This is a genomic window from Micromonospora sp. NPDC048830, assembly GCF_043198215.1.
Taxonomy (GTDB): domain Bacteria; phylum Actinomycetota; class Actinomycetes; order Mycobacteriales; family Micromonosporaceae; genus Micromonospora.
Window position 1 is genome coordinate 84,131 of record NZ_JBICUP010000023.1, and the last position, 13,700, is coordinate 97,830.

At 74.5% G+C, this 13,700-nt stretch carries 11 protein-coding genes; 6 read left to right on the forward strand and 5 right to left on the reverse strand.

Annotated features, from left to right (window positions below):
• Positions 1–71: 71 nt before the first annotated feature.
• Entirely contained in the window at positions 72–1,367 is a 1,296-nt protein-coding gene (locus ACGFIZ_RS20350) for a dicarboxylate/amino acid:cation symporter (RefSeq protein WP_393421405.1), read from the reverse strand.
• A gap of 203 nt (positions 1,368–1,570) precedes the next feature.
• Positions 1,571–2,197, reverse strand: coding sequence for a DUF998 domain-containing protein (locus ACGFIZ_RS20355; RefSeq protein WP_393421345.1), 627 nt, complete (start codon positions 2,195–2,197; stop codon positions 1,571–1,573).
• 148 nt (positions 2,198–2,345) lie between these two features.
• Here ACGFIZ_RS20355 and pcaF point away from each other — a divergent pair, with 148 nt between their 5' ends.
• Both pcaF and ACGFIZ_RS20365 read left to right on the forward strand, forming a co-directional pair.
• Positions 2,346–3,551 carry a 3-oxoadipyl-CoA thiolase gene (pcaF, locus tag ACGFIZ_RS20360; RefSeq protein ID WP_393421347.1) on the forward strand — a complete coding sequence of 402 codons (1,206 nt, stop codon included), beginning with the start codon at positions 2,346–2,348 and terminating at the stop codon, positions 3,549–3,551.
• A gap of 189 nt (positions 3,552–3,740) precedes the next feature.
• Positions 3,741–5,927, forward strand: coding sequence for a putative bifunctional diguanylate cyclase/phosphodiesterase (locus tag ACGFIZ_RS20365; RefSeq protein WP_393421349.1), 2,187 nt, complete (start codon positions 3,741–3,743; stop codon positions 5,925–5,927).
• A gap of 543 nt (positions 5,928–6,470) precedes the next feature.
• Here ACGFIZ_RS20365 and ACGFIZ_RS20370 read toward each other — a convergent pair.
• Positions 6,471–6,659 carry a DUF397 domain-containing protein gene (locus ACGFIZ_RS20370; RefSeq protein WP_393421350.1) on the reverse strand — a complete coding sequence of 63 codons (189 nt, stop codon included), beginning with the start codon at positions 6,657–6,659 and terminating at the stop codon, positions 6,471–6,473.
• Entirely contained in the window at positions 6,646–7,455 is an 810-nt protein-coding gene (locus ACGFIZ_RS20375; protein ID WP_393421352.1) for a helix-turn-helix transcriptional regulator, read from the reverse strand. Before ACGFIZ_RS20375 ends, ACGFIZ_RS20370 begins: the two co-directional genes overlap by 14 nt.
• A 165-nt stretch (positions 7,456–7,620) precedes the next feature.
• Here ACGFIZ_RS20375 and ACGFIZ_RS20380 point away from each other — a divergent pair, with 165 nt between their 5' ends.
• From ACGFIZ_RS20380 to ACGFIZ_RS20395, 4 genes are all read left to right on the forward strand, one after another.
• Complete coding sequence (locus tag ACGFIZ_RS20380; protein WP_393421354.1) at positions 7,621–9,021, forward strand: glutamine synthetase family protein; 1,401 nt, start codon at positions 7,621–7,623, stop codon at positions 9,019–9,021.
• Between the two features lie 4 nt (positions 9,022–9,025).
• Positions 9,026–10,381, forward strand: coding sequence for an aldehyde dehydrogenase family protein (locus ACGFIZ_RS20385; RefSeq protein WP_393421407.1), 1,356 nt, complete (start codon positions 9,026–9,028; stop codon positions 10,379–10,381).
• Between the two features lie 5 nt (positions 10,382–10,386).
• Positions 10,387–11,154 carry a 3-oxoacyl-ACP reductase gene (locus ACGFIZ_RS20390; protein WP_393421356.1) on the forward strand — a complete coding sequence of 256 codons (768 nt, stop codon included), beginning with the start codon at positions 10,387–10,389 and terminating at the stop codon, positions 11,152–11,154.
• Positions 11,155–11,329: 175 nt separating this feature from the next.
• Positions 11,330–13,291 (forward strand): SpoIIE family protein phosphatase, encoded by a 1,962-nt coding sequence (locus ACGFIZ_RS20395; protein WP_393421358.1) that lies wholly within the window; start codon positions 11,330–11,332, stop codon positions 13,289–13,291.
• A 42-nt stretch (positions 13,292–13,333) separates the two neighbouring features.
• Here ACGFIZ_RS20395 and ACGFIZ_RS20400 read toward each other — a convergent pair whose 3' ends face one another.
• Positions 13,334–13,648 carry an STAS domain-containing protein gene (locus tag ACGFIZ_RS20400; protein ID WP_347670496.1) on the reverse strand — a complete coding sequence of 105 codons (315 nt, stop codon included), beginning with the start codon at positions 13,646–13,648 and terminating at the stop codon, positions 13,334–13,336.
• Positions 13,649–13,700: the final 52 nt, after the last annotated feature.

A 13,700-nucleotide genomic window follows, 5' to 3' on the forward strand; every position in this document is an offset into this window, starting at 1 on the left:
CATGTCGTGGTCCTTTCCGAGACGGCCGAGGAGGGCCTCCTCGGGAAGAGGCCCTCCTCGGCGTACGGGGGTCAGGCGGGGACGGGCTCCAGCCGGTCGGACGCGGACCGGTCCGCCTCCAGCGGGCCGACCGGGTCGCGGCGGCCGGCCGCGTCGTACGCGGCGCGGTCCAGGGTGCCCTCGCGGGCGGCGACGACGGTCGGGACCAGCGCCTGCCCGGCCACGTTGGTGGCGGTGCGGATCATGTCGAGGATCGGGTCGATCGCCAGCAGCAGGCCGGCGCCGGCCAGCGGCAGGCCCAGCGTGCTCAGGGTCAGCGTGAGCATCACGATCGCGCCGGTCAGGCCGGCGGTGGCGGCCGAGCCGACCACCGAGACGAACGCGATCAGCAGGTAGTCCGTGACGCTCAGGTGCACCCCGAAGACCTGCGCGACGAAGATCGCCGCGAGGGCCGGGTAGATCGCCGCGCAGCCGTCCATCTTCGTGGTGGCGCCGAACGGCACCGCGAACGAGGCGTACTCGCGGGGGACGCCGAGGCGCTCGACGGCGCGCTGGGTCACCGGCATCGTGCCGACCGAGGAGCGGGACACGAAGGCCAGCTCGATGGCCGGCCAGGCGCCGGCGAAGAAGCGCAGCGGGTTGAGCCGGCCGGCGGCCAGCAGCACCACCGGGTACACGACGAACAGCACGATCGCGCAGCCGACGTACACGGCGGTGGTGAACTTCGCGAGCGGGGCCAGCAGGTCCCAGCCGTACGAGGCGACGGCGTTGCCGATCAGGCCGAGGGTGCCGATCGGGGCGAGCCGGATGACCCACCAGAGCGCCTTCTGGACGATCTCCAGCAGGGCGCGGTTGAGCGCGACGAACGGCTCGGCCTTCTCGCCGACCAGCAGCGCGGCGGCGCCCACCACCAGGGCCAGGAAGACGATCTGGAGCACGTTGCCCTCGACGAACGCGCCGACCGGGTTGGTCGGGACGATGCCGGTGAGGAAGTCGGTCCAGGAGCCGGTCCGCTTCGGCGCGGCGGCGCCGGACAGGTCGAGGGTGACCCCCTTGCCGGGGTCGGTGAGCAGGCCGAGGCCGATGCCGACGCTCACCGCGATCAGGGCGGTGACGCCGAACCAGAGCAGCGTCTTCAGCGCCAGCCGGGCGGCGTTGGCCACGCCGCGCAGGCTGACCACGCTGACCACGATGGCGGTGAAGACCAGCGGCGGCACGGCCAGCTTGAGCAGCTGGACGAAGAGGCCGCCGACGGTGTGGAGGGTGCTGGTCAGCCAGCTCACGTCGTTGGCGCGGGCGACGAAGCCGAGCGCCACGCCGAGCACGAGGCCGAGCAGGATCTGCAGGGAGAAGGGAAACTTGCGCAGGGCGGAAGCCATGAGGACGAGTCCAAGGGGTCTGGGGTCGGTCGGGGCAGCGTCAGGAAACGGGCTGCGCCGGACAGACGCCGCTGGCCTGCAGTCGGAGGTCGACATACAGGCGCACGGTCAGGTGCCAGACGTTGGTCATCGCCGCACGACGATACGCCCGGCGTCCGGGAGGCTGGAAGGGCCGCCCGGCGTGAGGCTCCTTACATGCGGCGCAGGGCGAGGGCGGCGGCGGTGGCGAGGCCCCAGGCGCCGCACACCGCGAGCAGCACCCGCTCCAGCACCCCGACGAGCGCGCTGCGGCCGACGACGAGCATCGCCAGGCCCACCGCGCCGGACAGCGGCAGCGCCGCCGCCGCGCCCAGGGCGGCGATCCGCCGCAGCCCGGGGGAGGCGTACGGGCGGAACACCACCGCCAGCATCGCGAAGACGACGGCCGCCGTGGCCGCGATGCTGGCCGCGCCGTGCACCAGGTCCGCCACCGTGGCCGCCTCGAACGGCGGCAACGGGCAGCCGGCGCTGCACGTCACGGCCCCGGACAGCGCCGTGCAGACCGCGCCGGCGACGAGCAGGCCGGCCGCGGCCCGCAGCGCCACCGGCAGCGCCGCCGCGAGCAGCAGCAGCGCCGCGGCCAGGGCGGCCACCCCGATCCGGTACGCCGGCGCGTACGCGCTGTCGGCGACGCCCGCCTCGCTGACGTACCCGGTCAGGCCGGGACCCGGCCCGGCGACCACGGCGAGGGTCACCGCGGCGGCGCCCGCCAGGACGCAGCCGGCCGCCGCCCCGGCGGCGACCCGGGCGGGCCAGCCGGTCCGGCCCGGCTCAGCCACGCTCGCCGCCCGCGGAGATCGTTGCGCTGAACTGGGCCCGGGCCATGCCGCCAACCTAGTCGCTCGGCGCGCGGATATCCTGGCCCCGCGTCGCCGTGACCCGGCGGACCCCCGTGTCGGCCTTCCCCACCCCCGAAGGACAACGTCGATGACCGTCGCATACCTCGTGGCCGGTGTCCGCACCCCGATCGGCCGGTACGCCGGCGCCCTGTCCGGGGTACGCCCCGACGACCTCGCCGCGCACGTCGTCCGCGAGTTGGTCGCCCGGCACCCGGCGGTGGACTGGTCCCGCGTCGACGACGTGCTCCTGGGCTGCGCCAACCAGGCCGGCGAGGACAACCGCAACGTGGCCCGGATGGCCGCGCTCCTGGCCGGCCTGCCCGGCGAGGTGCCCGGCAGCACCGTCAACCGGCTCTGCGGCTCCGGCCTGGACGCCCTGGCCACCGCCGCCCGGCAGATCGTCGCCGGGGAGGCGGAGCTGGTCGTCGCCGGCGGGGTGGAGAGCATGAGCCGGGCCCCGTTCGTGATGCCGAAGGCCACCTCGGCGTTCTCGCGCTCGGCGGAGGTGTACGACACCACGATCGGCTGGCGGCTGGTCAACCCGCTGATGGAGAAGGGGTGGGGCATCGACTCGATGCCCGAGACGGCGGAGAACGTGGCCGCCGAGTACGGCGTCGACCGCGCCGCGCAGGACGCCTTCGCGTACCGGTCGCAGCAGCGGGCCGCCAAGGCGCAGGCCGACGGCCGGTTCGCCGAGGAGATCGTGCCGGTGACCGTGCCGGCCGGGCGGCGCGAGACGAAGCTGGTCGAGGTCGACGAGCATCCCCGGGAGACGTCGCTGGAGAAGCTGGCGGCGCTGCCCACCCCGTTCCGGGAGGGCGGGACGGTGACCGCTGGCAACTCCTCCGGCGTCAACGACGGCGCGGTCGCGCTGCTGGTGGCCTCCGAGGCGGCGGTGGCCCGGTACGGCCTGACCCCGCTGGCCCGGATCACCGGCGCCGCCGCGGCCGGCGTCCCGCCCCGGATCATGGGGATCGGTCCGGTGCCCGCCACCCGCAAGCTGCTCGACCGGCTCGGCGTCGGCCTCGACGCGGTCGACGTGGTCGAGCTGAACGAGGCGTTCGCCGCCCAGTCGGTCGCCGTGCTGCGCGAACTCGGGCTGCCCGAGGACGCCGAGCACGTCAACCCCAACGGCGGCGCGATCGCGCTGGGCCACCCGCTGGGGGCCAGCGGCGCCCGGCTGGCGCTCACCGCCGCGCTGGAGCTGCGCCGCCGCGGTGGCCGACGGGCGCTGGCCACCATGTGCGTCGGCGTGGGGCAGGGCATCTCGCTGATGCTGGAGTCTGCCGCCTGACCCCGGCCCCCCGCGCCCGGCCGTCGGCTTGGGCGGGCGAACGACCCTTATGGATCTCGCAAAGCGTGGAGCCGGCGGCCTAGAGTGGCCACACAGACCCCTCGGTCGTCCCGGCGGTGTCGGTGTGCCCACGCGCGCCCGGCGGCCGGGGCGGCCCGCGGGGGAGCGGCGACGACTGGGGGGCGACGCGTGCCGGACGGACTTCCCACCGTACCCGACCCCGGCGGCGCGGACCTCAGCCACGCCGGCGCCCAGACGTACGCCGCCGAGTGGGCCCGGACGGCGCGCCGGCTCGGATTCGTGCCGATGGGCGCGGTCGAGACGGAGCGGCTGCTGCTCCGGCACACCGTACGGCTGGCCCGGGCGTTGCTCGCCGAGCCGTTCACCGCCCGGCCGGCCGAGGAGGTCGGCCGGGCGCTGGTGGAGGCGCACCTGGCCGAGCCCCGGCTCCTCGACTGGTCGGTCGCCGCGCTCGGGGAACGCTTCGCGGCCCAGGTGCTGCCCGCCCGGGCGCAGCTGCCCGGGACGGCCGGGCGGGTCGCCGCCCTCGCCGGCGGGCTCGCCAGCGGGTTCGCCCGGGCCCTGCGCGACCGCACGTTCAGCCAGCAGGAGCACGTCGCCCGCAGCGTCTGGCAGGCCCGGGACAGCGCCGAGCGGGCGCTGCGGGACAGCGAGGCCAGGTTCCGCGCCGTTTTCACGGGGGCGGCCGTCGGCATCGGCCTCGCCGGCGTGGACGGGCGGATCATCGACGTCAACCGGTCCTTCGCCGACATGCTCGGCTACTCGGTGGAGGAACTGCGCCGGACCAGGGTGGCGGCGCTGTGCCACCCCGACGACGCCGCCGCGGTGAGGGAGCTCTACCAGCAACTGGCCGAGGGCGGGCGCGACTCGGCGCGGGTGGAGAAGCGCTACCACCGCAGGGACGGCCGCGTCGTCTGGACCGACCTGGCCCTGTCGCTGATCCGGCACGAGGACGGCCGGCCGCGCTTCGTCGTGGCGGTGGTCGAGGACATCACCGACCGGCACGAGCTCCAGCAGCGGCTGCGCTTCCAGGCGCTGCACGACCCGCTGACCGGCCTGCCGAACCGTACGCTGTTCTTCGAGACCCTCGGCCAGGTCCTCGACGACGCCGGCCCGGACGACCGGATCGGGGTGTGCTTCCTCGACCTGGACGGCTTCAAGGCGGTCAACGACAGTCTCGGGCACGACCGGGGCGACCGGCTGCTGACCGTGATCGCCCGCCGGCTGGCCGAGTGCGTGGCCCAGCGCGGGCACCTCGTCGCCCGGATGGGCGGCGACGAGTTCGTCATCCTCGTCGACGGTGGGGAGGGCCTCGACGACGCGGTGGCCGTCGCCGAGATGGCCCTGGCCGCTGTCTCCGCCCCGGTGCACGTCGGCGACCAGCAGCTCGCGGTCTCGGCCAGCATCGGGATCGTCGAGTGCCCGGCCGGGGAGACCAGCGCGTCGGAGCTGATGAAGGCCGCCGACACCACGCTGTACTGGGCCAAGGCGGAGGGCCGGGGCCGGTGGGCCGTCCACGACCCGGAGCGCAGCGCCCAGGACATCGCCCGTTCCGCCCTGCTCGCCGGCCTGCCGGCGGCGCTGGACCGGGGCGAGTTCGTGGTCCACTACCAGCCGATCGTGTCGCTGCTCGACTGGTCGATGGTGGCGGTGGAGGCGCTGGTCCGGTGGCAGCACCCGGCGTTGGGCCTGCTCGGGCCGGACCGGTTCATCGGGCTGGCCGAGGAGACCGGCCTGATCGTCCGGCTCGGGGAGTGGGTGCTCGGCCAGGCGTGCCGGGACGCCGAGGCGTGGCGGCGGACGTTCCCCGACGCGCGGCTGGTGGTCAGCGTGAACCTGGCGGCCCGGCAGGCCGACGACCCGGACATCGTGGAGACCGTCGCGGGTGCGCTGGCCCGCACCGGGCTCCCGGCCGGTCTGCTCCAGTTGGAGCTGACCGAGAGCGCCGTGATGGGCACGGCGGGGGAGCCGCTGCGGTCGCTGTATCGGCTCGCCGACCTCGGCGTACGGCTGGCGATCGACGACTTCGGCACGGGATACTCCAACCTGGCGTACCTGCGGCGGCTGCCGATCCACTGTCTGAAGCTCGCCGGCCCGTTCGTGGAGGGCATCCGGTCCGACGACGCCGGGGGCCCGGCCGACCACCGGGACGAGCGGATCGTGGACGCGCTGGTCCGGCTCGCGCACGCGCTGGAGCTGTGGGTCACCGCCGAGGCGGTGGAGACGGAGGCGCAGGCCGAGCGGCTGCGCGCGTTGCGCTGCGACACCGGGCAGGGCTGCTGGTTCGGCCCGCCGGTGCCGGCCGACGAGATCACCGCCCGGCTGCGCGGCCGCGTCCCTCCGCCGCCGCAGTAGCGCGCGGCCGCGGGACGAGGATGTGCCGTACGGCGCATGTGGAGCTGCCCCATCTGCGCTACCGGCTGCCCGTCCGCCATCCCCGCCCGGGTACGCGCCGACCGTGGACGGTGACGGGGCGACGACGCGGGACGCCCTTGGGTGCGGCGGGTCGCCGCAGGAGAGAGAGGTGGGTGTCCCGCGCCGTCGCGGGCCGGGCGTTGCCGAGCGCCCGGCGGGAGGCCCGTCGCGATCGGGCCTGGTCACGGGCTCAAGGATGCGGCCAGGGCGGCCAGGCCGGCAACGCGATTTCGCGCGCCCGGCCCGTCAGGCTTCGACGGGACGGGCCGGCCGATGCCCGGTACGACCTCCTGGCGCGGTTGCACGCGCTGCGGCACACGTTCGCGACGCACACCGCCGACGGCGCCCGGCCTCCCCGCTCGACGAAGTCGGAAGGGCTCCCGGAGTGCGGGAGCCCTTCCCCGGTCAGGACCGCCTGGTCAGGCGGAGGGTCAGGACCGCCTGGTCAGGCGGAGGGTCAGGACCGCCTGGTCAGGCGGAGGGTCAGGACCGCCTGGTCAGCCCGAGGAACGCGCGCCAGGCGGCCGGGGCGAACGTGAGGGCGGGGCCGGCCGGGTCCTTGCTGTCGCGTACGGCGACCAGGCCGGGCAGGTTGTCGGCCACCTCGACGCAGTTCCCGCCGCTGGCTCCGCTGCGGCTGGACTTGCGCCACCGGGCGTCACTGAGGTCCATGATGACTCTCCACTTCCTTCATCAGCTCGACGGACTGCCGGCGCGGGAGCGCCTCGTTACGGACACCTTCCCACCTCGCCAGCAAACTGGCCACATCGTCCTCGTCGTCGACCACCACGCCGCCGAGCTGGTTCTCCAGGTGCCCCACCCAGCCGCCGTCGGCGGACCGGGCCAGCGCGAACGGCCCGGACGCGCCGATGTGCAGGCCGGCCTCGGCCGGGATGACGTGGATGTGCACGTGCGGCAGCTCGGCCAGGGCGACGAGGTGGGCCACCTGCTCGGCCATGACGCCGCCGAGCCCGTCGCCGCTCTGGCGCAGCACCCGCTCGTCCAGGACGACCACCACCTGCGGCGGGTTGTCGCCGGCGAGGATCTTCTGCCGCTCCAACCGGGCGGTCACCCGCTGGTCGACCGTCTCATGGGACAGGGTGTCGTCGGTACGCAGTACGGCGCGGGCGTAGTTCTCCGTCTGGAACAGGCCCGGGACCAGCAGCGGCTCGTACAGTCGGAGCTGCCGGGCGTCGCGCTCGGCCTCCAACCAGGGCCGGAACCAGACCGGCTGCCGGTCCCGCCTGGCCATCTCCAGCAGCGACATGAACAGGCCGCCCGTCTCCAGGACCTCGTCGGCGCGGGTGAGGTAGTGGGCGTCGACCGGGCGCTGCCCCAGCTCGATGGCCGAGATCTGCGACCCCGAGTAGTGCATCCGCCGGCCGAATTCCTCCTGGCTCAGCCCGGCGGCCATCCGGTGCCGGCGGAGCTGGGCGCGGATCAGGTCGGCGATCGGCTCACCTTGCACGGTTCCTCCACGATTCCGGCGGGTCCTCACGACGCGAACGCCTCCGCACCGTAGCGGCGCCATCACCCGGCTGTCATCCAGGCGGACCGGCGTGTCAGAGGGTGCCTGTCCGGGCATTGACGGTGATCCGGTCAGGCAGTAGACCTTTGTGATGGAGGCTTGCCCATGAGCCCAGCTCCCTCGTCCAGCGCGGCTCCCCTGTCCAGCCCAGCTCCCCTGTCCCTGGAGGAGCTACGCGTCGCCGTGGCCGACGGCGCGATCGACACCGTCGCGCTGGCCCTGGTCGACATGCAGGGCCGGCTACAGGGCAAGCGGTTCCACGCGCCCTACTTCCTCGACCAGGTGGTCGAGCACGGCAGCGAGGGGTGCAACTACCTGCTCGCCGTGGACGTCGACATGAACACCGTCGACGGGTACGCGATGTCGAGCTGGGAGCGCGGCTACGGCGACTTCGCGATGGTGCCCGACCTGGCGACCCTGCGCCGGGTGCCCTGGCAGCCCGGCACGGCCCTGCTGCTGGCCGACCTGGCCTGGCTGGACGGGTCCGGCCCGGTGGCCGCCTCGCCCCGGCAGATCCTGCGCCGCCAGCTCGACCGGCTCGCCGCGCACGGGCTGACCGCGTACGCGGGCACGGAGCTGGAGTTCGTGCTCTACCGCGACTCGTACGAGGACGCCTGGCGGCGCGGCTACCGCGACCTGACCCCGGCCAACCAGTACAACGTGGACTACTCGCTGCTCGGCACCGCCCGGGTCGAGCCGCTGCTGCGGCGCATCCGCACCGAGATGGCCGGCGCGGGCCTGACCCCGGAGAGCGCCAAGGGCGAGTGCAACCTCGGCCAGCACGAGATCGCCTTCCGCTACGACGAGGCGCTCACCTGCGCCGACAACCACGTCGTCTACAAGAACGGGGCGAAGGAGATCGCCGCCCAGGAGGGCATGTCGATCACCTTCATGGCCAAGCCGAACGCCCGGGAGGGCAACTCCTGCCACATCCACTTCTCGCTGCGGGACGCCGAGGGCCGCTCGGCGATGCGCGGCGACGGCCCGGCCGGGCTGAGCGTCACGGGGCAACGGGTGCTGGGCGGCCTGCTGGCCACGATGCGGGAGTTCAGCCTCTTCTTCGCCCCGAACGTCAACTCGTACAAGCGCTACCAGCCCGGCTCGTTCGCCCCGACCGCGCTGCGCTGGGGCACGGACAACCGCACCTGCGCGCTGCGCCTGGTCGGGCACGGCGAGGGCCTGCGGGTGGAGAACCGGGTCCCCGGCGCGGACGTGAACCCGTACCTCGCGATCGCCGCCCTGGTGGCCGGCGCGCTGCACGGCGTCGAGCGGGGGCTGGAGCCGGGCGAGGAGTGCGCGGGCAACGCGTACGCCGACCCGCACGCCGACCGGGTGCCCGCCACCCTGCGCGACGCCCTGACCCTGTGGGAGTCCTCGGAGACGGCCCGGGCGGCCTTCGGCCCCGAGGTGCACGCCCACTACGCCAACCTGGCCCGCGTCGAGCTGACCGCCTTCGACGCGGCGGTCACGGACTGGGAGCTGACCCGTGGCTTCGAACGCCTCTGACCCCGTGACGCGGGTGCTGGACCCGGCCAGCGGAAGCGTGATCGCTGAGATCGCGGACACCTCGGTCGGGGAGGTGGATGCGGGCGTCGGGCGGGCGGCCCTCGCGTACGAGGCGTGGCGGGCCGTGGCGCCCGGGGACCGCGCGCGCCTGCTGCGGCGGTTCGCCGCCGTCGTCGACGCGCACCGTGAGGAGCTGGCCGCGCTGGAGGTTCGCAACGCCGGCCACACCATCGGCAACGCGCGGTGGGAGGCGGGCAACGTCCGGGACGTGCTCGACTACTATGCGGGCGCGCCGGAGCGGCTCACCGGCCGGCAGATCCCCGTGCCGGGCGGGCTGGACGTCACGTTCCACGAGCCGCTCGGCGTGATCGGGGTGATCGTCCCGTGGAACTTCCCCATGCCGATCGCGGCGTGGGGGTTCGCCCCGGCGCTCGCCGCCGGCAACACGGTGGTCCTCAAGCCGGCCGAGCTGACCCCGCTGACGGCGCTGCGCCTGGCCGAGCTGGGCCGCGAGGCGGGCCTGCCGGAGGGCGTGTTCACCGTGCTGCCCGGCCGGGGCGCCGTGGTGGGGGAGCGGTTCGTCACCCACCCCGCCGTACGCAAGATCTGCTTCACCGGGTCCACCGAGGTCGGCACCCGGATCATGGCCGGCTGCGCCGCCCAGGTGAAGCGGCTCACCCTGGAGCTGGGCGGCAAGAGCGCCAACATCGTCTTCGCCGACGCCGACCTGGAGCAGGCGGCGGCCACCGCCCCGTACGCGGTGTTCGACAACGCCGGCCAGGACTGCTGCGCCCGCTCCCGGCTGCTGGTCCAGCGCCCGGTGTACGACCGGTTCCTGGAGCTGCTGGAGCCGGCGGTGCGCGCCCTCCGGGTGGAGGCCCCGGCGCGGGAGACCGCCGAGATGGGCCCGCTGATCTCCGCCGGCCAACGCGACCGGGTCGCCCGGTACGTCGACGGCGCGAAGACGGCCTTCACCGGCTCCTGCCCCGACGGCCCCGGCTTCTGGTACGCCCCGACGGTGCTGCTCGCCGACTCGCCGGCCGACCGGCACTGGCGGGAGGAGGTGTTCGGGCCGGTGGTGTCCGTGCTCCCGTTCGACGACGAGTCGGACGCGGTCCGGCTGGCCAACGACACCGAGTACGGCCTGTCCGGCTCGATCTGGACCCGGGACGTGGGCCGCGCGCTGCGGGTGGCCCGGGCGGTGGAGTCGGGCAACCTCAGCGTCAACTCGCACTCCTCGGTGCGGCACTGGACGCCGTTCGGCGGCATGAAGCGCTCCGGGCTCGGCCGCGAGCTGGGCCCGGACGCGCTGCACGCCTTCACCGACGTCAAGAACGTGTTCATCTCGACGAAGGAGTGAGCGCCGTGCAGGGACGGCTTCAGGACCGGGTTGCCGTGGTGACCGGGGCGGGCAGCGGCATCGGGCTGGCCACCGTCCGGCGGTTCGCCGCCGAGGGGGCGCGGATGGTCTGCGTGGACATCGACGCCGAGGCCGGCAAGCGGGCCGCCGACGAGGTGGGCGGGGAGTTCGTGGCCGCCGACGTCGCCGACGAGGCCGCCGTGCGGGACCTCTTCGACGGGGTGGTCGAGCGGCACGGCCGGGTGGACGTGGCGTTCAACAACGCCGGCATCTCCCCGCCCGAGGACGACTCGATCCTGGAGACCGGGCTGGACGCCTGGGAGCGGGTGCTGCGGGTCAACACCACCAGCGTCTACCTCTGCTGCAGGTACGTCATCCCGCACATGCGCCGGCAGGGCAAGGGGTCGATCATCAACACGGCGTCCTTCGTCGCGCTGATGGGGGCGGCCACCTCGCAGATCGCGTACACGGCGAGCAAGGGCGGGGTGCTGGCGATGACCCGGGAGCTGGGGGTGCAGTTCGCCCGCGAGGGCATCCGGGTCAACGCGCTCTGCCCCGGCCCGATCGCCACCCCGCTGCTGCTGGAGCTGTTCGCCAAGGACCCGGAGCGGGCCGCCCGCCGGCTGGTGCACGTGCCGATGGGGCGGTTCGGCCGGCCGGAGGAGATCGCCGCGGCGGTGGCGTTCCTGGCCAGTGACGACTCGTCGTTCATGACCGCCGCCCAGTTCGTGGTCGACGGCGGGATCACCGGTGCGTACGTCACCCCACTGTGAGCGGGGGCGCGAGCCGGCAGTTGACGACGGGGCCCGGGGCGACGTCACGACGAGCCGCGCAGGGAGCGCCGGATGGGCGGAATGCGTTACGTTGCTGTTCCGTCTGGGTACCAAGGCGGGCACGGCGGCCGGCCACGCGGGACCGTCGGGGGGCACGGTCTGCGCGGGAGGCTGCATGAGCTCGGCCCAGGGGGGCGAGGACGGGGGAAAACCGTCCGGCGGGATGGTCCAGGCGGAACTTCCCGCCCTGCTCAGCGCGGCGTTCGAGGCCGGTGGCGAGATGGGGGGCAGGCTGCGCGGGTTCGACTGGTCCGCCACCCCACTCGGGCCTCCGTCCGAGTGGTCGGCGGCGCTGGTGCACGCGGTCGGGACGATGCTCTCCTCCCGGGCGCAGATCGTCATGTTCTGGGGGCCTGAGCACCGCGCCTTCTACAACGACGCCTACCGGCCGACGATCGGCGCCAAGCATCCCCACGCCCTCGGCCAGCCCGCGCGGGAGCACTGGGTGGAGACCTGGGACGTGCTCGGGCCGCTGCTGGAGTCGGTCCGCGCCACGGGCGAGGCGTACCGGGGCGAGGACCACCCCTTCGTGCTGGACCGCCACGGATTCCTGGAGGACGTCTACTTCGACATCTCGTACGACCCGATCCGGGAGGCCGACGGCAGCATCAACGGCGTCTTCTGCATCGTCAACGAGACCACCGGCCGGGTGCTCGGCGAGCGGCGGCTGCGGGCGCTGGCCGACGCCGCCGTCGCGGTGAACACCGCCCGGTCCACCGCCGAGGTGCTCCAGGTGGCCGCCCGGCACGCCCTGGGCCTCACCGAGGCCGTCCGGGTGGTGGTCACCGCCGCCGGTGCCCGGTACGAGGCAGACGGCGGCGGGACGGCGGCCGTCGAGCCGTCCGTCGTGCTGCCGCTGACCGGCACCACCGGCGAGCAACTCGGCGAGCTGCGGGTCTGGGCCGACGACGAGGGCGACGTCGACCCCGGTCGGGCCGCGCTGGCCCAGTTCGCCCGGCTGATCGGCGTACGGCTGGAGAACGCGCGGCTGTACGAGGCCGAGCACCGCATCGCCAGCACCCTCCAGCACAGCCTGCTGCCCCGGTCGCTGCCCCAGCTGCCCGGGGCGGTGGTGGCCAGCCGCTACCTGCCCAGCAGCACCGACGTCGAGGTGGGCGGCGACTGGTACGACGTCATCCGGCCGGACGGCGAGCTGGTGCTGGTCATCGGCGACGTGGTCGGCAAGGGTGTGCGGGCCGCCGCGGCGATGGGTCAGCTCCGCAACGCGCTGCGCGCGTACGTGCTGGAGGGCTACGACCCGGGCGAGGCGCTGACCCGGCTCAACCGGCTCGTCTGCTCCGTCGAGCAGCTGTCCTTCGCGACCGTGGTCTGCCTCAGGTTCGATCCCGGCACCGGCCGGCTGCGCTACGCCAGCGCGGGACATCCGTCCCCGCTGCTGATCAAGGGGGGCGACGTGACTCTTCTGCACGATCGGGCGCTCGGGCCGCCCGTCGGCGCCATTCCCGCCACGACCTACCGGACCGTCGCGGACACCCTGACCACCGGCACCCGGCTGCTGCTCTACACCGACGGCCTGATCGAGGACCGTCAGCTCGGCATCGACGCCGCCCTCGGCCAGCTCCGCGAGGACGCCACGCAGCCCGGCGAGCACGTCTCCGACCTGATCGACGCGGTCGTCGCACGGGTGGCCGTCCGACCCCGCCGCGACGACGTGGCGGTGCTCGCCCTGGAGGCGACCGAGCCGCACCGGTTCTCGCTGCGGCTGCCCGCCGACCCGACGCGGCTGAGCGTGCTGCGCAAGCGGCTGGAGGACTTCCTCGTCGCCCACCGGGTCGGCGCGACCGACGTGTTCGACCTCACCGTGGCGGTCTCCGAGGCCGCCGCGAACGCCATCGAGCACCCGGTCGAGCCGGCCGAACCGACGATCGGTGTCGAGGTGACCGTCGCCGACGGCGAGGTGGTGGCCACCGTGCGGGACAGCGGCCGGTGGCGGGAGCCGACCGGCGCGGGCTTCCGGGGGCGCGGGCTGGCGCTGATCAGGGCGCTCGGCGAGCTGACCGTCAGCCGTAGCGCCGAGGGGACGGAGGTGACGCTGCGCCGGCGGTTGCAGGACTGAGGCGCGCCGGCGGCCGGGGCGTGGGGCCGGCGGGGGGCGGGTTCAGTCGGGGGAGAGCCAGTCCAGCCCGGCCAGGCCGGCGATCTCCAGCACCCGGCGCACCTGCCGGGACGGCAGCACGGTCAGCGTCTCCGGGCACCGCTGGGCGAGCCGGACCACGGCGTGGATCGCCGCGGAGTCGAAGAACGTGACCGCCCGCAGGTCGAGGGTGATCCGCCCGGCCGGCTCGCGGAGGGCGGTCTGGAGCATGGTGTCGGCGGTGGCCATGTCGACCTCGCCGGAGACCACCACGCGGACGTGGTCGCCGTCGCTCTCCGTCCGGGCGGAGAAGACGGGAGGTGCGCCCCCTAGATCCACGCATGACACCATGGCACAGCGGCAGTGCCTCGGCAACAACCCGGCGTACGGC